Source organism: Pseudomonas sp. GW822-FHT07A10 (assembly GCF_058798795.1).
The window spans coordinates 129430-148497 of record NZ_JBXAKV010000011.1 but is presented as its reverse complement, the minus strand read 5'-3'; the positions used below and the strand labels follow the sequence as shown (position 1 = coordinate 148497).

Annotated in this window: 19 protein-coding genes; 2 read left to right on the top strand and 17 right to left on the bottom strand. The window is 58.0% G+C overall.

What is annotated here, in order from left to right; translation table 11 throughout:
* Window positions 1–298: 298 nt before the first annotated feature.
* From AC1RL4_RS19460 to AC1RL4_RS19435, 6 genes are all read right to left on the bottom strand, one after another.
* Window positions 299–565 (bottom strand): hypothetical protein, encoded by a 267-nt coding sequence (locus tag AC1RL4_RS19460; RefSeq protein WP_019580140.1) that lies wholly within the window; start codon window positions 563–565, stop codon window positions 299–301.
* A complete protein-coding gene (locus AC1RL4_RS19455) occupies window positions 562–909 on the bottom strand; it encodes a DUF6124 family protein (protein WP_028941314.1) in 348 nt (115 codons plus the stop codon). Before AC1RL4_RS19455 ends, AC1RL4_RS19460 begins: the two co-directional genes overlap by 4 nt.
* A gap of 209 nt (window positions 910–1118) precedes the next feature.
* Window positions 1119–1415, bottom strand: coding sequence for a hypothetical protein (locus AC1RL4_RS19450; RefSeq protein WP_231508986.1), 297 nt, complete (start codon window positions 1413–1415; stop codon window positions 1119–1121).
* Window positions 1412–2140: a DUF4123 domain-containing protein gene (locus tag AC1RL4_RS19445; RefSeq protein ID WP_429571088.1), complete on the bottom strand. Its 729-nt coding sequence runs from the start codon at window positions 2138–2140 to the stop codon at window positions 1412–1414. Before AC1RL4_RS19445 ends, AC1RL4_RS19450 begins: the two co-directional genes overlap by 4 nt.
* Window positions 2141–2144: 4 nt before the next feature.
* The gene (locus AC1RL4_RS19440) at window positions 2145–4187 is read right to left on the bottom strand and encodes a type VI secretion system Vgr family protein (protein WP_230175091.1); all 2043 of its coding nucleotides are present in this window, start codon (window positions 4185–4187) and stop codon (window positions 2145–2147) included.
* Window positions 4188–4319: 132 nt separating this feature from the next.
* The gene (locus tag AC1RL4_RS19435) at window positions 4320–4835 is read right to left on the bottom strand and encodes an Hcp family type VI secretion system effector (RefSeq protein ID WP_007900657.1); all 516 of its coding nucleotides are present in this window, start codon (window positions 4833–4835) and stop codon (window positions 4320–4322) included.
* Window positions 4836–5268: 433 nt separating this feature from the next.
* On the opposite strand from AC1RL4_RS19435, the gene ligD reads away from it, so the two are divergent.
* Complete coding sequence (gene ligD, locus AC1RL4_RS19430; RefSeq protein WP_230175090.1) at window positions 5269–7812, top strand: DNA ligase D; 2544 nt, start codon at window positions 5269–5271, stop codon at window positions 7810–7812.
* Window positions 7813–7957: 145 nt separating this feature from the next.
* On the opposite strand, the gene AC1RL4_RS19425 is transcribed toward ligD, so the two are convergent.
* The 3 genes from AC1RL4_RS19425 to AC1RL4_RS19415 form a co-directional block, all read right to left on the bottom strand.
* Window positions 7958–8239 carry a DUF3303 domain-containing protein gene (locus AC1RL4_RS19425; RefSeq protein WP_007937010.1) on the bottom strand — a complete coding sequence of 94 codons (282 nt, stop codon included), beginning with the start codon at window positions 8237–8239 and terminating at the stop codon, window positions 7958–7960.
* A gap of 212 nt (window positions 8240–8451) precedes the next feature.
* The gene (locus tag AC1RL4_RS19420) at window positions 8452–8853 is read right to left on the bottom strand and encodes a hypothetical protein (RefSeq protein ID WP_007937009.1); all 402 of its coding nucleotides are present in this window, start codon (window positions 8851–8853) and stop codon (window positions 8452–8454) included.
* A 132-nt stretch (window positions 8854–8985) separates the two neighbouring features.
* The gene (locus AC1RL4_RS19415; RefSeq protein ID WP_019580144.1) at window positions 8986–9276 is read right to left on the bottom strand and encodes a hypothetical protein; all 291 of its coding nucleotides are present in this window, start codon (window positions 9274–9276) and stop codon (window positions 8986–8988) included.
* A 244-nt stretch (window positions 9277–9520) separates the two neighbouring features.
* Here AC1RL4_RS19415 and AC1RL4_RS19410 point away from each other — a divergent pair, with 244 nt between their 5' ends.
* Complete coding sequence (locus AC1RL4_RS19410) at window positions 9521–9865, top strand: cupin domain-containing protein (protein WP_019580145.1); 345 nt, start codon at window positions 9521–9523, stop codon at window positions 9863–9865.
* Window positions 9866–9914: 49 nt separating this feature from the next.
* Here the strand turns inward: AC1RL4_RS19410 and AC1RL4_RS19405 are convergent, their stop codons facing one another.
* From AC1RL4_RS19405 to AC1RL4_RS19370, 8 genes are all read right to left on the bottom strand, one after another.
* On the bottom strand, window positions 9915–10955 hold the full coding sequence (locus AC1RL4_RS19405; RefSeq protein WP_204124056.1) for a YncE family protein: 1041 nt from the start codon (window positions 10953–10955) through the stop codon (window positions 9915–9917).
* A gap of 131 nt (window positions 10956–11086) precedes the next feature.
* A complete protein-coding gene (locus AC1RL4_RS19400) occupies window positions 11087–11539 on the bottom strand; it encodes a chromate resistance protein ChrB domain-containing protein (protein WP_019580147.1) in 453 nt (150 codons plus the stop codon).
* 82 nt (window positions 11540–11621) lie between these two features.
* Window positions 11622–12980 (bottom strand): chromate efflux transporter, encoded by a 1359-nt coding sequence (chrA, locus tag AC1RL4_RS19395; protein WP_230175088.1) that lies wholly within the window; start codon window positions 12978–12980, stop codon window positions 11622–11624.
* Complete coding sequence (locus tag AC1RL4_RS19390) at window positions 12973–13917, bottom strand: chromate resistance protein ChrB domain-containing protein (protein WP_230175086.1); 945 nt, start codon at window positions 13915–13917, stop codon at window positions 12973–12975. Before AC1RL4_RS19390 ends, chrA begins: the two co-directional genes overlap by 8 nt.
* 102 nt (window positions 13918–14019) lie before the next feature.
* The gene (locus tag AC1RL4_RS19385; protein ID WP_028941320.1) at window positions 14020–16059 is read right to left on the bottom strand and encodes a bifunctional DedA family/phosphatase PAP2 family protein; all 2040 of its coding nucleotides are present in this window, start codon (window positions 16057–16059) and stop codon (window positions 14020–14022) included.
* A gap of 190 nt (window positions 16060–16249) precedes the next feature.
* The gene (locus AC1RL4_RS19380) at window positions 16250–17233 is read right to left on the bottom strand and encodes an SDR family NAD(P)-dependent oxidoreductase (protein ID WP_230175084.1); all 984 of its coding nucleotides are present in this window, start codon (window positions 17231–17233) and stop codon (window positions 16250–16252) included.
* A 29-nt stretch (window positions 17234–17262) separates the two neighbouring features.
* Window positions 17263–17862 (bottom strand): eCIS core domain-containing protein, encoded by a 600-nt coding sequence (locus tag AC1RL4_RS19375; protein WP_230175095.1) that lies wholly within the window; start codon window positions 17860–17862, stop codon window positions 17263–17265.
* Between the two features lie 246 nt (window positions 17863–18108).
* Entirely contained in the window at window positions 18109–19062 is a 954-nt protein-coding gene (locus tag AC1RL4_RS19370; RefSeq protein WP_230175082.1) for a diiron oxygenase, read from the bottom strand.
* Window positions 19063–19068: the final 6 nt, after the last annotated feature.

Genomic DNA, 19068 nt, shown 5'->3' with positions numbered 1-19068 from the left:
TCACAGCCTCCATACTGTGAGCTCAAGCATAAATTGAAGACCGGCTGAAAACCAATATTTCTCAGTGTGGAAATTACTTGACCGAAGCGCCAGCTTTTTGGGTTTCCTGGTGGTCACGATTTTGCGGTAGAGTCCAATATAGTGGACGTTTGAAGGCTTTTGCTCCTGTATCAATAAATTTGCAGACGATGTTTTAGCAACCTCTTGCGAAATGCTGTGTGGATCAATTTGAGGAATGATATTAAACGTCGGATATAAAAATGGGCGACCCTGGCGTCGCCCATTTTTATTGGCTGAATTAAAGCTGCGCCCGTAACCGTCGGCCGACCACATCCAGCAAATCGCAGCCGTCCCGCAATGGGATTGCCAACACCCGCGCAAACTCTTGCAACAGTGCAGCGTCACCCCCAGGCGCTTCGCCCATAGACAGCGTTTCCAACAGTTGAGTGACGCAACGAATGCGATGCGCCGCCGTGTCGTGCAACACGTCGACAGGCGCTGCGGTGTCGATTAGCAGGGAAGGGATCGTGCAGTCGATGCCGGTAATCGGCATGTATCGAGTCATGGTTGAACCTCCTGAGCGTCGGACGTCCCACCGGTCGGGTCGAGGTTGTCCAGCGCCCGGTTTACCAACAACTCACCCAGTACAGCCAATTGCTGAATCGATAGCGCCAGGCTGCGGTGCGAGCCTTCGAGTTCACGGGCAAGGTCGGTGGTCAGTACGTTGAGCGAGGCGAGGGTTTCGCAGGCGTGGCTTAGCAGGGTTTCGGTGCGGATGTTGGGGAGAAGGGTGAAGACGTGGCTGATGGGGTCGGGGTTTTTGGGGTTGCGGAGGCGGGCGCTGACGGCGCGTTGGGTTGCTTGGCTGAGTTGAATGGGATCGAGGGAATCGGGTGGAAACTTTTTCACCGTGAAGCTCCTGAATCAAAGGAGCCGCAAAGCGGCATTTGCATGCCTTGTGTTCGGTCTGTCAAAACCGGTCGCTGAGGTTGCAGTGACTGAGGGAGGTTATCTGGGGAGGAGGGGGTTTACAAGTTCATGGATGGCGATGGGGGGGGCGGGAAATGTCCGATGCTTTTGTCAGACGACTCAAAGGGCAGAAAAATGAGTTAGATTTTTTAAGTGAGTACGGGCTTTTTGTCGTTCATATAAACTGAGGGGCCACAAAGTAGCGGGGATTTCGTTGTGAATTCAATTATCGAGCTGCTGTTCGAAGCATGGAGCGTGAAAATGTTTTCGCTCTGAGTGATTGTTATATTGGGTTTTTCTTTTGTAGGTATGTTTTTGATCGTCAGGTTGCTGATTTCGCTGCAGTTTAAACCGATGCGGCATGTCTTGAAATCACTGACGATGGCCTGAGCATCTGGTTGTTTCGCTGTCAGGTTCCCAACGATCGAACCCATCAAAATGCTCATACGGCCACCTCATTTTCCAAGTGGGCTTTCAGCAGCCCTGTGTAGTTCTCTTCCGTGAGAGGGGTGCGCTTTACGAAGCGCGCCACTTTTTCTCGAAGGTTGGATTCAGGGAACGAGAAGTACAGATCGGCGTGATCCTCCTTCAACCACTGCATCATGTTGCCGATGACGGTCGACGGATTTTGCTTGGTCAAACCATCCAGCAGCTTCTGCGGCACTTCCCACCACGGCCAGTCTTTTGCCGGCGGCACCGCGCGCGGCCCCACCTCCAGGCTCTTTCCATTGATCAGGTACCGATCAAACACCGGCAGCACTTCACCGGCGGCGTCGCCGAGTCCTGCCAGAATCGGGTAGATATGCCGCCCGTCCCAGAACCGGAAAAACACTTCAGTCCCATCCGGCATCCGAACCAGAGTGAGGCTACGCAGGTGTTCGAACACCACGTTCGGTTCGCTGCTGGAAACGGCCAGCCACCCCCAATCGAGGGCGTCGGTTTCGGCAATCCACGGTAGAAAACTTGAGTTGGGTTTCAACTCAATGAGGTAGGGCATCACCGGCTGCCAGCCCGCGTAAGGTGTACCGCCCCAAATCGGGGTCGCCTGGGTTGTGGGTTCGTTTTGGTAAAGCGACTTGAGCGCTTCGGCATCACTGGCCGCACTAACAATCAAGTGCAACCGCTCACCCGTCCGCAACGGCCGTTCAGCCAGCCACGCTTGTGGAGTCATCGGATCAGATCGCACAAGCACCTGCCTTACATTTTTCGCAGTCTTCACAGAACGGCGCATTGCGCTTCAGCGTATTAATCTGCGCCGGGGTCAACACCGCACCAGCCTTATCCGCATCAGCCTGTTTCAACGCCCCAGGCATCAACGGTGCTGCCCCGGTGCCGCTGCCCGGGCTGCCGCCGGAGTTCATGTTGATTGCCGGGCCGCTGAGGGTTACGCCGCTGGCATCGATCTTGATGAAGCTGCCGCCGGCCTTGAGGGTGAGTTCGGTGCCGGCTTCGAGCACGACTTTCATGCCGCTGCTCAGGTGGATCTCCTGGCCGGCTTCGATGAATTGGCCGGTGCCGACCTTGATGTGCTGGTTGACGCCCACGGTGAGGTGGTCGTTGGCGCGGGCTTCGACTTTGCGGTCGGCGTAGACAGTGTGGTGTTCTTCGGCCTTGAATTCGCTGTAGCTGTTTTGCTCGACGGTGTCGTAGCGTTCGTTGCCGACGCGGATTTTCTGGTCGTGTTCGACGTTCTCATCCCAGTCGCGCTGGGCGTGCAGGAAGATCTGTTCCTGGCCTTTTTTGTCTTCGATGCGCAGCTCGTTGAATCCGCCGCCGCCCGGAGAACTCAGGGTTTTGAAGGTGCTGCGGGTCTTGTTCGCCGGCAGGGCGTACGGGACGACGTTTTCCTTGTGGTACAGGCAGCCGCTGATCAGCGGTTGGTCGGGGTCGCCTTCGAGGAAGCTGACCAGCACTTCCATGCCGATCCGTGGAATGGCGATGCCGCCGTAATGGGCGCCGGCCCAGGCGGAGGAGACGCGCAGCCAGCAGCTGGTCTTGTCGTCGGCCTGGCCTTCGCGGTCCCAGTGGAATTGCACTTTGACGCGGCCGTATTGGTCGCAGTGGATCTCTTCACCTTTTGGCCCGGTGACCACGGCGCTCTGGCTGCCGAGGATCCGTGGCTTAGGGTGGTTCAGCGGCGGACGGTTCGGCACGTCCCAGGGGGTGGCCTGGAAGCGGTTGCGGTAGCCCTGGTGGAAATCGTCTTTGAGATTGGTGGTGCTGCTGGTCACCGACTCTTCCAGCACTTGCGGCTGTTTGCCTTCGTGGAGGATTTCAGTCAGCAGCCACAGGTCGTTCCACTTGGCCTTGGGGTGTTGGGTCAGGGCCAGGAAGTGGCCGCTGACCAGCAACGGCTGATCGCTTCGGCCTTCGGCCAGCTGGAAGTCGCTGCGATGACGCTCGAGGGCGCGTTTGGCCAGTTGCTTGCCGCGTTCGCGGTCGATGAAGCGGCCGGGGTAGTCGTAGTCTTCGAGGTCGGGCAGGGCGTCGCCACGGTTCTCGCTTTCCAGCTTCAGCCGTGGTTTTTCGAAGTCGTAGTCGCGGCGGGTGGTACGGCTGGTGCGGGTTTCCAGGCGCAGGTCGAAGCGCTTGATTACCGGGTCGTTGGCGACCATGCCGGAGTCTTGCTGGTAGGCCACGGGCGCGAGTTTCGGGAACACCGTCTGGTCATCGCCGAACACCAGCTTGTGGGCCGTGGCGCTGTGCTGGAAGTGGTAATGGATTCCTTCTTCCTCGCACAGGCGCTGGATGAACTGCAGGTCCGATTCATCGTACTGAACGCAGTAAATGCGCTCGGGATAAATCGCCCCGACTTTGAATTCGTAGGCATTGCTCTGGATGCCGTGCTCTTCGAGGACCATACCGATGATTTTCGGCACGGTGAGGTTCTGGAAGATGCGTTGGTTGATGCGGTGCGCCAGGTAGGACAGCTGCGGGCGCAGGGTCACGGCGTAGCGGGTCAGGCGTTTGCCCGAATCGCCTTGGGCGGCGCGGTAGATCTGGCCATGAATGCCGCTGCCGTCAGGCGAGAGCTGCAAAAAGGCCGGTTTGTGCAATAGCGTTTCGAGGTCCAGGGACGGCTGCTCACTGACCAGCTCCACCTCAAACACAAAAGGCTGGCTGATGGCTTCCCGACCTTGCAGGGCAAGGACCTGAAGGTCGTTTCCCAGACCTTCGACAGTCAGGGCAAAGTGAGTCTGATTGGCCGGCGCGAACATCCCTTGTTCCTCGTGCAGTGCTGCGGCGCGCGTTGACACCCGAAAGCCGGATCAACGGACGCGAAAATTCCTGGAAGGTGCAAATGACATCGACCAGCAGAGCTGGCCGATGTTTGGAACGGTCAGCCGCGATTAAGCGACTGGAACACGCCAGTCATCGGAACCCGAAGTACCGGATACTTCGTGGGTCCAGGTGATTTTGCGGTAGGTGAATTGCACTTCTTCCAGGTGCGTGAAGTGCGAGTTCGACGGATCCTGGCAGTTGTGCATTTTGTTGTTGATGGCGACGATGATCGCGTCTTCCAGTTTGGTGGTGTAGTAGTGCTCTTGGGTACCTTGAGCCGAAGTGCGGTACCACTGGATAACGATTTCGCTCATGCGCTCGCCGGAAGTCAGCGCCGCTTGCAGCAGTGGCGAAGACTTGTCGTAGACCTTGGTGATCACGACTGGCTTGTGTACACGCTGACCGGTCGGTTGGCCGGACTGTGGGTCACGCGGGATGATCACGTCGTGGCTGAATGCCTGAACCATGACCTGGTCTTCGTGACCTTCCTGGTAGGTGTTGCCAACGGAGTCGGCGGTGAATGCGCCGGCAGTGATCAGGCCTTGTTTCTCGCCAGTAACGGACATGTACGCTGGTGTAGCCATGGATGTGCTCCTTGCTAAAAGTTAGGGTGCCCGGGAGGCGGTATCGCCCGGTGGGTGCCTGACTGTTTTCAAGGAGCGTGCCATAAATGTTTTTATTCATATAAATCAGGTGGTTGAGGCTATTTTTTAAACGTGGAGAGGTTGTTCGGCAGCGATCACCTGAAAAAGTGCGCAACTTCTTGCGCAGTGGTGCGCAAGAAGTTGCGCACTCGGCTGGAGGGCTTGATCCACCTGACGTTCAGCGTTGTTGAGGTGTTTTTGGGACGAGTAACTGCGCAAGAAGTTGCGCATCAAGGCTATGAGCGATCATCCCGATAGACCCAGCCGTCTGTCCGGGCAATTCCAGTGGCGATGGAATTTTTTTCCGGACCTGTCGCTCTGCTGATGTAGAGACGTGCCGATTCAGCGTCCGCCAGCGAGCACCCGGTAAGCCATGAACAAGACCCTGGACGATTACAACCGCATGCGTGACTTTGTGGCGACTCCGGAACCGTTCGCCGGCAAGCGTTCGGGCAAAAAAGCGGTGAAGGATCATGCGCTGCAATTCTGCATTCAGAAACATGACGCCTCGCACCTGCACTATGACTTTCGCCTTGAGCTCGATGGCGCGCTGAAAAGTTGGGCCGTGCCGAAAGGCCCGTCGCTGGACCCCAAGGTCAAGCGCCTGGCAATCCACGTCGAAGACCATCCGCTCGATTACGCCACGTTCGAGGGCACCATTCCCGAAGGGCATTACGGCGCCGGCGAGGTGATCGTTTGGGACCGTGGGGTGTGGATTCCCCAGGACGACCCTGCCAAGGCGTACGCCAAGGGCCGGCTGAAATTCGAGTTGCAAGGGGAGAAGCTCGGCGGCCTGTGGAACCTCGTGCGCACGCACATGCCGGGCAAGCAGGAGCAATGGTTTTTGATCAAACATCAGGACGGCGCGGCCAGGCCCGAAAGCGATTACGACGTGGTCGCCGCCGAGCCCGACAGCGTACTCAGCGATCGCACCATTGTCGCCAAGTCGAAACCCAGTCCCGTTAAAAAGCCAGCGGCGAAGGCGCGCAGAGAGCGCTCATCACAGCTGACAGGCGCTCGCAAAGCCAAACTGCCGGAGCTGCTCAAACCCGAATTGGCGACACTGGTGGAATCCGCGCCGGACGGCGAATGGAGCTATGAGATCAAGTTCGACGGTTACCGGGTCATGGCGCGCATCGACCACGATGAAGTCAAGCTCTTCACCCGCAACGGTCACGACTGGACCCACAAATTGCCAGAGCAGGCTGCAGCGCTGGCGGCGTTGGGCCTGGAATCGGCCTGGCTCGACGGCGAAATGGTGGTGGCGGACGAGCAGGGTGTTCCGGATTTTCAGGCGCTGCAAAACGCCTTCGATGCCGGTCGTAGCGCCAGCATCGTTTACTACCTGTTCGATTTGCCTTACCTCAATGGCGTGGACCTGCGCGAAGTTCCTGTCGAAGCGCGCAGGGCGGCGCTGGCGACTGTGCTCAAGCCCGATGAAAACCCTCTGTTGCGGTTCTCCGACACGTTCAACGAGTCCCCGGAGGCGTTACTCGACAGCGCCTGTAAAATGCACATGGAAGGGTTGATTGGCAAACGCCTGGGCTCGCCTTACGTGTCCCGGCGCAGCAGTGACTGGATCAAACTAAAGTGCAAGCATCGGCAGGAATTCATCGTGGTCGGCTTCACCGATCCCAAAGGCTCGCGCAGTGCCTTTGGCGCGTTGCTGCTGGGGCTGCACGACCGTGACAGCGGGGAATTGCGCTATGCGGGCAAGGTCGGCACCGGATTCAGCGAGGCGAGCCTCAAGCGTCTTTACGAACAACTGAAACCGCTGCAGACGAAAAAGCCCTCGGTGGTGAACCCGCCCACCGGTGTTGAAGTCAAGGGTGTGCATTGGCTCAAACCCGTTTTGCTGGCGGAAGTGGCCTTCGCCGAGATGACGAAGGACGGCTCGGTGCGCCAGGCCGTGTTCCATGGGCTGCGCGAGGATAAGCCTGCCGCCGACATCACCGAGGAGCGTCCGACAACCGTGAAAACCTCAACCACTAAAACTAAAACCTCCCAAGCGGCACCGTCACAAGTCGGCCTGGAGCAGGGCAAGGTGCGCATCACGCATCCGGATCGGGTGATCGATGCCAGTAGCGGCACCACCAAGATGCAATTGGCGGAGTATTACGCCAGCGTCGCCGAGTGGATTCTGCCGCAACTCAAGGACCGGCCGGTGGCGCTGGTGCGCGCACCGGACGGCATCACCGGCGAACTGTTCTTTCAGAAGAACGCCGAGAATCTGGCCATACCCGGCATTGTCACTCTGGACAAGGCACTGACCGGCCAACCGATGATGGTTATCAACAATGCCCAGGCCCTGATTGGCGCAGTGCAGATGAGTACCGTGGAGCTGCACACCTGGAACGCCACGTCGGTCGATCTGGACAAACCCGACCGCTTCGTCCTCGACCTCGACCCGGATCCGGCGTTGCCCTGGAAGAGCATGGTCGAAGCGACCCGGCTGATCCTCACGGTGCTGGATGAGCTGGGGCTCAAGGCGTTTCTCAAGACCAGCGGCGGCAAGGGGATTCACCTGGTCGTACCGCTGACCCGCAAACACGGTTGGGACGAGGTCAAGGACTTCAGCCATGCGATTGTCAGTCACATGGCCAAGCTGCTGCCGGAACGATTTTCCGCGGTGTCGGGGCCGAAAAACCGGGTTGGGCGCATCTTTATCGATTACCTGCGCAACGGCCTCGGCGCCACCACGATCTGCGCTTATGCCGTGCGCAGCCGCGAAGGGTTGCCAGTGTCGGTACCGATCTTTCGCGAAGAAGTGTCTGAGCTCAAGGGGGGTAATCAATGGAACCTGCACACTGTGCATGAACGTTTGGCCGAGGTGGGCGATGAACCCTGGGCCGACCTGAAGAAAACCCGGCAGACGATTACCGCCGAGATGCGGCGACGGATCGGGATGAAAAAATAGTGAATCGGAAGGGATGTGGCGAGGGGGCTTGTCGGAACGACGCATCGCCCCGCTTGAGTGCGTAGCACTCACAAAATCTTTGGTACATCAGAGATTTTGGGGCCGCTTCGCAGCCCAGCGGGGGCAAGCCCCCTCACCACAACAACTATTGCTTGCCCACTGCGGCAGCGAGCAGCGGCGCCACCTGTTCATCGGTCAATGCGGCGTGGACTTCCATGTTCATGAGGTCGCTCCATTCCAGTACCCACTTCTGAATCGCCACTGGATCACTGGCCTCGGCAATGCCCACTCCACTGGAGCCGCCGACAGCATGCCAGCGTCCCAGCATGCTGACGCCTGCGGGTGGGGCACCACCGGTCTTGAGAAAACGTTCGATCGCGCTGTTACGTTGCTGCGGACTGATGGACCAACGGACCATGAATAACATCTGCCACCTCCTGCTACGGACTGGCACCTTTTATCTTCGCGTTCCTGGCTGGCGCCGGGGCCACGGTCACGCCTGAGTTTCCAGCTACGTCCTGGCTGGCCTGAAACCTGTTCTCCCATGAGAAGGCATAGCAGCGGACCGTGTCGCGTGTACGACCGCTGATCCTGTTTCAGGGCATTCTAATGAACGTATCGGGATAACGGTGCAAGCCATCAGGCATCACGCAACAAGTCGTTGGCATTGAGCAGCTCGTAGGCAACTTCCGGGTGCTTCTCCAGTCCTCGGCGAATGGCCGCCGGGATCGACTGACGGGTTTTGCGGCACAGGCCCGGCAGTTCGCCCAAGGTGATATTGATACCGCGCATGGTGCGCACTTCATTGAAGCCCGGAGCGATCTCCACGCGCAGACCCAACTGCTCATACATTCGCCGTTGCAGACGCTCCAGGTCGCTCAGGCTCTGGAGGTTTTCCAGGCGTTCGATCAGGCGTTTCTCTTCCGACTGGGTCAGGCTCAGGATGCGCAGGTCCGTGCCGGGGGTTTCCAACAGCTGCTCACGCTCGCAGATGCAAGCACCGGGAGGGCAGGGTTGGCGGATCGGAAGAGAGGTCGTCATGGGGTTCAATCATAGAGCGCTATGATCGGGTTTGCCCATGGGGTTGTTGTAGCTTTGAGCGCGATGTATTCCGTCGATGCAACACGCCTCCTGTTTACACAGTGTCTAGTGTGTTGCATCGACCGGTTGAATCTATTTTATCTGCACAATCACCGGACCTTCCGTCACGATCGGTGGTTTCACTTGAATATGCGAAGCATTTTTCTGAATCCAGTCGCGCGCCACTTTCAAGCTTGCATCAGTGCCGGTCTTGTCTGTGCAAACAGTTACCGCCGTGCCGCCATCACCCGTATTGAGCAGTGTGTAGCTTACGAGGCCGGGCACTGTCCGCAGGGTGGCTTCGACGTCGGCATTGCGCTCCTCCAGAAGCTTGAAAAGCTGTTCTGCTCCAGCGCCCAGGTAGGTTCTTATCACCGCATACATAGTCGTCTCCTTCGGGAGTGCGGTCTTGATGCCAATCAAGATCCGCTGATGGCCGCCATCACTCAGGTTTCAGTTCACCCCCCGATTTATTCAGCTTAGCCAAACGCCGGTGACAAGCGAAATGCAACGACCATCGGCCACAATTGGCCGCATTGGCGACCATCGTTGGGCGGATTTACCTCTCTGTCGGTTCTTAGGGGCTTTACTTCTATTCAAGCCCTATATGCACAGAGAGGAGAGCACGATGAGCGACGAACAGGTAGCACCTGAAACACAAGGCGTTGCGGTGAAGTTACTGGCAACGGTTGACCTTGGCCCCGAGATCGAAGGCATGGCAGGGCGCCAGCTTAGAATGCGCATGGTGACCATCGAGCCTGGAGGCGTCTTCGGGCCGGTTCACAACCATAAAGACAGACCCGGTACCGTCTACATACTGCAAGGAACCATCACCGACCATCGAAATGGCGTCGCCACGGACTATGGGCCGGGCGTGGGTTGGCCCGAGGACAGGAACACCACGCACTGGCTTGAGAACCGGGGCACGATTGCTGCGGTGGAGATCTCGGTCGATATTGTCAGGCAGGAGTAAGTTCAGGCCCGACATCTAGCACGGTCGGAACTAGAGTCGATTCAATCCGCTAACGGGGTTCCATAATCCGTAGTACCGGGTGCCCGTCGATATCCTTGAGCGGAAAATACGAGCGGTGTGTCGCGGCATCTACGGCAACGACATGCGCACGCGGGCCCACGCTGCCATTGCCGATTTTCGTGACCACTGCCCCCTTCACGTGGAACATCGACACAATGCCGGCCTCTCCTGCGACATAAAGTGTGTTCAGCACTGGATCGAACGCAAGCACATCGGGGGCTCCCCCGGTATCGAACGCCTGGATAACCCGCATGGTGTGCATGTCCAGTACGAGGAGCTTGTCATTACCTTCGCACGCGATAAAGGCAAGCCGGTCATGCGGATTGATCAACAAACCATGATTGCCACGTGCCCCCGGCAGATCAATGCGCGCCACGATGTGGTCGGTCGCGGGATCGATTTCGATAAGTTGCCGACGAGTCTGGATATTGACGAAGACGTGTCGTGATATGGGGTCATATTGTGTATTGCCGACTTCACCTCCCAGTGGAATCGTCGCAACACGAGTGTTCGTGTCCACGTCGATCACCGTTTCGGTTTCGCCGCTTTCGTTCGATACGTAAAGCTTGTGGAGGTGAGGCACATAAGCCATGCCGTCCGGATAGATGCCGCCTGGTATGCGACTGATAATTGCCAGGGTCGCTTCGTCTATTGCAACGATTTCGTTCGTACCTGTCGCTGAAGCGTAGACACGTGACAACTCAGGAATTACGAGCACACCGTGTACCGACGAGAGGTTCGCAATGCGCCCGACAACGCGGGACTCGCGCATGTCAAAGGCGATAACTTCACCGTCACCAAGATGAGCGATGAACATCAGGTTGCGCTCTGGATCGTAGCTCTCGTAGTCGAGCCGAGTGGCGCCACCGGGCAATGGAATGTCGGCGACGTGCTTCAGTGGCAGGTCGTTAGTCGGCAACTCGTCGGCGGCCAGACAGTAGCGAAGACTTGCGAAGCCCAAAATGGCTAGCACAGTCAGCAGGATCGCGAAGACTGGCAGAGTGAAACGTCGATTGTCTCGTGTGTTCATGAGGTCTTCTCCTGCTCGGACAAGGCGGGTTCAACCGCCTCGCCCAAGTCTCAGCAATGCGCAGATCAGAATGTGCCGTGTTTCACTGATCATGAGCCCAGTTCCGGGCTGGACCTCCGTGTGGACGCCTCTCACATCTGAGGAGGCCAATTATGTGACTCGCCCTGACATTCCTTGCACCAGGCATACAGGGCGTCATACAGGATCAAACCATGTGCCAGCATTTCGTGGTCATCGGCATAACATTGCGATAGTCCCAGCGAAATCGCATAGAGCCCAGCCGATTGCGGTGTCAGATCCAGGCGGGAGGTATCTGCGCCGCGCACGATTTTGGCCAACTGCTGCAAGGCAGGATCACTGAGCTGGTACTTCTTCAGGAACGCATCAAAGCTGCACAGCTCACCTACGTGGGAAAGCTCAACGCCCGGAATGTCATAAGGCGTTGCACCTTTCTCAGCGGCAATCTGCAGAACCTCTCTGCTGGGCACGTACAAGAACTCGGCCTGGGGATCGATAAAATGAGTGATCAGCCAAGGACAGGCAATGCGGTCGATCTTGGGTCGTTCACGGGTAATCCACCTCATGGAACACCTCCTGCCTAACTCAGTAGGCTGGGTGATCTGGCAGGCCCGGTGCCCGCCAGAAAATAGTTGATCATTGCGCGCTCTAGCGCAGTAAGTGCACAGTCAAACCAACGAGTGCGCAGGCCATCAGTACCTGAATCACGCCGCGCTTGAAGCGGAACAAGGCAATCGCCGCCGCAATCGCGATCAGCGCGGAAGGCCAGTCCAGGTTGCCGCTGAACCCTTTGGGCCAAAGAACGTGATAGCCGAAGAAACACGCCAGATTGAGAATCACCCCAACCACAGCGGCAGTAATCCCGGTAAGCGGTGCGGTGAACTTGAGTTCATTGTGAGTCGACTCCACCAGCGGGCCACCTGCGAGGATGAACAGGAACGAAGGCAGGAAGGTGAACCAGGTCACCAGCGTGGCCGCGACGGCTCCGGCCAGAAACACCTGATCGGCGCCGAACACCTGCGAGACATAGGCGCCGACAAAGCCGACGAAAGCCACCACCATGATCAGCGGCCCCGGTGTGGTTTCCCCCAGCGCCAATCCGTCGATCATTTGTGTCGGTGTCAGCCAGCCATAATGACCGACCGCGCCTTGGTAGACGTAGGGAAGCACCGCATAGGCGCCGCCAAAGGTCAGCAATGCGGCCTTGGTAAAGAACCAGCCCATCTGAGTCAAGGTGCCTTCCCAGCCAAAGAGCACGGTCAAGACCCCCATCGGCAACGCCCACAACGCTGCGCTGATGAGTGCCAGCAGCGCTAGTTTCAACCAGCTGAACCGGGCATGCTCAGGGGACGGGGTGTCGTCATCGATCAATGCTGGGCCGAAGGACTTTTTGGCGGCGCTATGGCCCCCGGTCCTGAATTTCTCGGGCGCCAGGCGGCCTCCTGCATAACCGATTAACGCGGCTCCCAGCACGATCAGCGGGAACGGCACATTGAACGCGAAGATCGCGGTAAATGACGCCGCCGCCATAGCCCACAGCCAGTTGTTCTTCAGCGCGCGTGAGCCGATTCGATGGGCCGCCTGCACGACGATGGCCGTCACGGCGGGCTTGATGCCATAGAAAAGCCCGGCCACCACCGGGACTTCGCCGAAGGCGATATACATCCAGGACAGCGCGATCAGGATGAACAGTGAGGGCAACACAAACAGCCCCCCGGCGATCACCCCACCCCAGGTTCGATGCATCAACCAACCGATATAGGTTGCTAGCTGCTGAGCCTCCGGCCCTGGCAACAGCATGCAATAGTTGAGGGCGTGCAGAAACCGCCGCTCGGAAATCCAACGCCGCCGCTCTACCAACTCCTGGTGCATGATCGAGATCTGTCCTGCGGGCCCGCCAAAGCTAATGAATCCCAACTTCAGCCAGAACCAGAACGCCTCACGCAAACTGATCGGTTCAGGCCTCGACAGATCCTCTTCAACAGCTGATGGGGAAGCCTTAATCATTGGGATGTTCCTCTTTCACGAACTCGGCGAGCAGGCCGTCAAAGATGGCGCTGGCAGCAGCCAACAAGTGGTCGTCATGGGTAATGGTTTCGCGTAGCCCTGCCAGCACCCGTTCGATGCCGGCAGCCTCCACCGGCTGAATGCCACCGATATCGAGGTAATGCACCAGTGCAGCGATGCGGCTCAGGCCCGGCTCTTGAAGTTCAAAGCTGGCTTGCAGGGTTTCAAAGGTCACGCGATTGCCGACATGACTGAAAGTTGCGTCATCGAAGTCGAAACCCAATGCATCGGCTGGGCACTCCTGTGGAGTGTTCAGCCAAAGGATCTGAGCCTGCGGATCAATGAAGCGCCGAATCAACCAGGCGCAAGCCAGGCGGTCGACCCATGGGCGTTTACGCGTTGCCCAGACACGGCATTGATAATCGCCAAGGCTCAGCGCCGTGATTGGCTGGTCGCGGCTATGCGGCTCATCCGCAGACAGCACTCTGCTGACCGCTGTCTCAAGCTCCTGCAACGCCAAGTCGATCTGCTGCTTCGGCTTGCCTGAAAAGTAATCGATGCTGGTCAGCTGATCGTAGGCTTTACGCAGTTTGCGAATTTGCTTGGTGGTGACCAGCGCATTCTCGGCATTGAGCTGTGCCCGGCATGCTTCGATCTCGGCGCCTAGCTTGCTGTAATCATCGCTACGGTCGAACAGCTCAATAAAGCGTTCACCGTCAGGATCAACGACAGGCAGGACGTAGGCGGTGCCATTGATGGCCAGGATGTCGCGCTCGACAGACGTTAGCGCTTCTCGACAGGCAGCGGTATCCGGTAAAAGGTAGGCGCCATCGCGTAAGACCACCGCTCCAGAGGCTTTTAGTGCGCGCCAGGCACGCATGCGTTCGGTGGCATTGGCAGTTGGCAGACCTAATATCAAAGCTAGCCAATTTTTCATGTAGCGTTTTCTACGATTTATGTAGGTCTTGCTACTTTATTCCTGATTCAGGCCATGGTGAAGCGCTCCTTCAGAAGTAGGGCGGCAAACGACCCTGAACGGTCATTCATTTTTGTTTTTCACCGTGCGAGCTAACAGAACCTGCCCATCCCAATCCGCATCTGCCATTCCTTCGGTCCGGGATACGAGCCGCCCGCCCTCAAGAACGGCCGCTAGCATTCTGCGCGGTGTATTCGCATCGGGCTGTGTTGACGTTAACGTGATGAGGGCCAGGGGATGATAGAAACGCTCCTCGACAATCGAGCCAATCCACAGCGGCATAGTTCGCCCGTTTGTGAGCTCGATATCGACGATCCACAATCGAAGCACCAGACGCGAACCGGCAGGCCCATCATCGTTATACGGTCGAACGAGAGTCAGACTGGGAAGGCGACCACTGGCGAAAAGGGGGATGACCGGAAGATCGGCAGGGTCAGTCTGGACGGTAAACCAGTTCAGGGTATTCAACAGTGTCCATGCCGCTGAGGTGCGCCATCCGTTGCGCTGCAGGACATCTTGCAACTCCGGCAGACCACCGGCCCACTGAAACGTCAGTGGTTCATTCGTCTCGCCAGTGAGGTCGATACGCCGCACCGGCAGTTGCTGCCAATCCGACGCCCACCAATCGGTGGCAGCTAAGGTCAACGTTCCCACCTTGACGGCATAACGACTGCTGTCCGTCGTATGGTTACGGTAAATATTGAAGCCGCCGGCGAGCAGAAGTGTCACACATCCGAGGGCGAGCAGCCCCGCTGACCCAATGTGCTCGGCCTGCCGCCGCAGGTAGAAGAGGCTGAGTAGCGCCAGCCAAGCGGATCCGAATGTCAGCCCCCCGAGCACGTCGGAAAGCCAATGTGCCCCGAGGTAGAGGTGCGAGAATGCAATCAGAAATATCAGGGTGGCTGCGCCAGGAGCGACCACGAGGCGCCGTGCCGGGCGGGTATCACGCGCGATAAGGAAGGCGAGAAAACCGTATAGCACGACATTGATCGTGCTGTGGCCGCTGGGGAAGGAAAAGGCACTCCACCCGGAATAGAGAGGTTCCGCAGGGAGAGCTCGATACAGCGCTACCTTGATGACTATGGTGAGCCCCGAAGCGCCAGCAATCGCAATCAGCCAATAGGCAGCCGTACGCCAAGCGCGTTTCCACATGAGCCACAGCAAGACAACAATCGTGACCGCCAGCACGACCTTGGTGTCGCCGAGTTCTGTGATGGCGATCATCACCGCATCGCCCGGTGCAGTGCGAAGATCCTGGAGCACGCGGTATATCGCGCTATCTGCAAGCAGCAACGGGTCGCCGTTGATGATGTCCTCAAGGACACCGAAGAAAAGCCACGCGGCACCGACGAGCAGGACCGTCGACAGTGCGAGAGCCCGTGCTTCGGGCCGTGAAGGATCGAGAAAGTGAGTGAGACTGCGGCTCAGCCAGGTGTCGTGGGCGCCGGTCCAGCCCCGCAACCGCTGCACTGCGACGATGAAGTAGGGGATGCCGCGATGCAGCGCCCAGCGCACGATATGCAGGACCACCCAGCCCACCGCGACTAAAATGACCAGCAGGATCGCGAGCGGCTTTGCAGCTGCACCGAGAATGCTGAACGTCGCGCCGACGAGCACGCCGGGCAGGATATGCGACGGAGCCCAGGCGAGCGCCGACACGACATTGACGGCATAAAACCGACTGACCGCCATTCCCAGCGTGCCGGCGAGGAGCGGAACGAAGGCGCGGACGCCCGGTGTGAAGCGCGCGAAAAAGATACTTTTATCGCGATGACGGTTGAAAAAGGCTTCGCTGCGCTGAATCAGCTCAGGATGCCGGTTCAGTGGCCAGAGGCCAAGAATCTCGCGGCGGTATCGGTGCCCGAGCCAGAACGAAAGACCATCCCCCGCAATGGCGCCTGACGTGGCGGCGATCAGTAACGGCCAGAGCAATAACACGCCACTCGGCACCAGAGTGCTGAGCGCAAGGATCACGGCGGTGCCGGGAACGACGACACCGATGATCGGAATTGACTCGGAAAGTGCCAGGAGAAACACGGCCAGATACGCGATATGCGGGTGCGCCGTGAGTAACTCGATGATCGATGAGACCAAGGACGTCATATTTCGCGGCTGCCTATGGAGTACCAGTGGGGCGGCGATCGACACGGGTGTCTGCAATTCCCGGCTGCACAATCAGTTTGCGCAACAGACCAAGCATAGCTACTCATTGGCTATCGCTCCGTCCACTGCCTGCTTTTGGTCCGGAGTCGAGACTCTCGGAGGCTGTGATGGAGAGCGATTGCCTCCACGATCAAGAGGCCGCGACTGAAATACCCGTCCGGGCAAGCAGTGTTTCGGACGCGACCATGAACTGACTGATATGCGCTTCAGTCATGCCCGTAGACGGCAGGATCGCTTGGCCCTTGCTGTTGAACATCGCGCCGCTGTGAGCTTCGATCTCTGGGGCAACCAGTAACGGGACGATTCTCTTCGCATAAGTTTCGGCGGTGGGTGTCAGCAGCCCGATCAGGCCCTCCGCCATGCGCGATTTCAGCGAGCCCTTGCCGAAAAAGTTATCGCGGATACTGGTTTTGATCAGACCGGGATTCAGGCCAAAAGCGTCCAGGTGCGGGTAGCGCTGCACCGCATCCAGAACAAGCATTTCGTTGCCGGCCACCGTGTTCATGTGCGCGGACATGGCCTTGTAGGACCTTTCAGCATTGAGGTCGTCGAACGTCCCTATCTGGCCCGTGCCGGGATAGCCCACGACAATCACCCTTGGTTTGTTCTTAGCCTTGGGCCTGTCTGTACCCAACTTCGGCCCGACGTTGCGCAGGATGACCATGCGGTTCAGATAGCTGACTGCCAGATCGCGCTCAATGCCCTCCGCTGTTTCCTGACGTTGGGAGGCGGCGAAGATACCGGTGGTGAAAACGAGCAGGTCCAGGGATTCCGCCGGCAGCAGCTTGGCGACCCGCAGCGCCTCACTCATCAGGCTCAGGTCCGCCTGGAGAAATTCGATGCCCTGGGTGCCAGCATCACGAAAAGTTTGCCCAACGACCAGGACGCGAGCGCCGCGAGAGGCCAGCAAGCGACTCAATGCCTGCCCGATGCCACCGGTGCCACCCACGACGGCAACCCGCATCCCTTTGAGGTCAAGGTTCTGTGGATCGACGTGGCGCCACGTCAGGCTGGTGTCACGCTTCATGATGGCTCTCACATAAATGGCTGGAGGCGCATCATCCCCTTTATCGTTTTTGGGATAAATATGGGTTTTTGGATTTGACTGATCCATTAATGGAGCAAACGTCCAACCCCTTGAACTCAAGGAAGTCGAGGAGGTTCTGACTGGGCCACGCTGGCTCTCAGCGCTCTGGCTACCTTGGCTTGAATCTCGTAAGCAGGCGCCTCGACGGCTGTGTAATCACGGGTATAGCGAGTGGAAAACTCCCGAACTCCCCATTGCTGGTACTGCTGCACGTGCTTCAATTCATGCGCCCACAGCGCGACATTGTTAAGAGCATCATCGGCACTGCGAAAGACGATGATGTCTATCAGGGTGACCGCAGTGACATCGGGATTCTGCAACATGGTGTTTGCGGCGTTCAGCTCCTCATCATCGCCTACCTTGTAGCGGGCCGAATCAAGCACTTGAATGTCATAGTAGGGTTCGAGTTGGGCCCGGATATTCAGCGGGATTGTCCGAATATCGCCAGTTGCCGCGGTGTCGCGCGATTGCACGATCCAACTCTGTAATCCAGTGGAAGCTATTTGGCTCATGTTCTCAAAAATCGACCCGGTCTCCTCTTTGGAGCCCGGGGCACAAAAACAAGTGACCACGCAGACTTCGTACTGCCCTTTTGGGCAGGCGTAAACAGAGAACGAAGTGCCAACGGAAAAGAGCAGTACCGATAACCGGAACATTTGACGCAAAAAGACAGCTGACAATTGGTTCTCCCAGAGGTAGTGGCAGTCGGCAGGTGATGCTTCTGGTAGCTCGCACCTGGTGTTCAACCGCGCGTTGGACCGTTGCGGCCACCGTTTGTTGCCTTCAGAGCCCACAGCTTTTTCAGGCCACTTCCCACATTACCTGAAAGGCCGCGCTTGGCCGTTTCTACCCGTCGCGTTCACAGCCGCGCGGCCGACAAACGGTCGGTCGCGCGCTGTCGATCAATTGCTCATGATGGGGGCCAGTGCGGTCTGAACCCTGGACATCTGTGCTGGCGTTGTCATGCGCGTCAGCAGCCGGCCAAAGTGTGGATGCTGCACGCCCGAGATAATGTACTGCCAGCGATAGGCGCTCAGCACGCAGGCATGGATCTGCGCTGTCTCATCGACACTGAACGATCGCGAGACACTTTGAATAAAGTAGTCGGCATCGGATGCCGATTGTGCCTGCAGGATTGCATCGACGGCCGCCACCAGCGCAATCAGATCGTTCACTGCCTGGTCACACTCGGCTGGCGACAGTTTCGCATGCTCCGCCTTCCACTCCAGTTCATCGAGTACGACGTGCCGGCTTTCATCCTTCCAGTGAAATTTGAAGACATCCTTGAATAGGGGGCACAACTCCTCGCGCGGTGCGATGCTCTGTGCGTAGTGCGCCTGAACGAACAGCTCGATATGACAGGTCAACGCCAGCACCGACCAAGTACTGGCTGCAAGTACCGCACGCGCTACATCGTTTGGATCGGCAACTTGACGATATCCCGCTGGCAATCGCGAACCAATCATCGTCTCCATGCGCCGGAATAATTCCTGGTGCTTGATCTCGTCGTTGGAAAAGCGCACCAGCGCTTCGAGTGCAAGCTGATCGTCAAATACATGGGCTCGGCCTTGATCGAGCATTTTGGCACTGATAAACCGCTCGACCAGGCCAAAGATATACGCATAGGTCCGGCCCTGAATCTGACTGAGCAGGCGCGCCTCGGCCTCGGCGAGAAAGGTCAGTCGGTCGATTTGCGATAGTCCATCGGGCAGGAATTTGCGCGAGAAGTCGAAACTCCGGTCCTGTAGCAAATCGCGATCGATCTGCCATTCGGTTTTTTTCGATGATCTGACCATTTGAGCATAACGGGTGGCGTTGCCTGACTCTGAGCCGGTTAGGGTAGCGATGGTGTTCATCTAGAT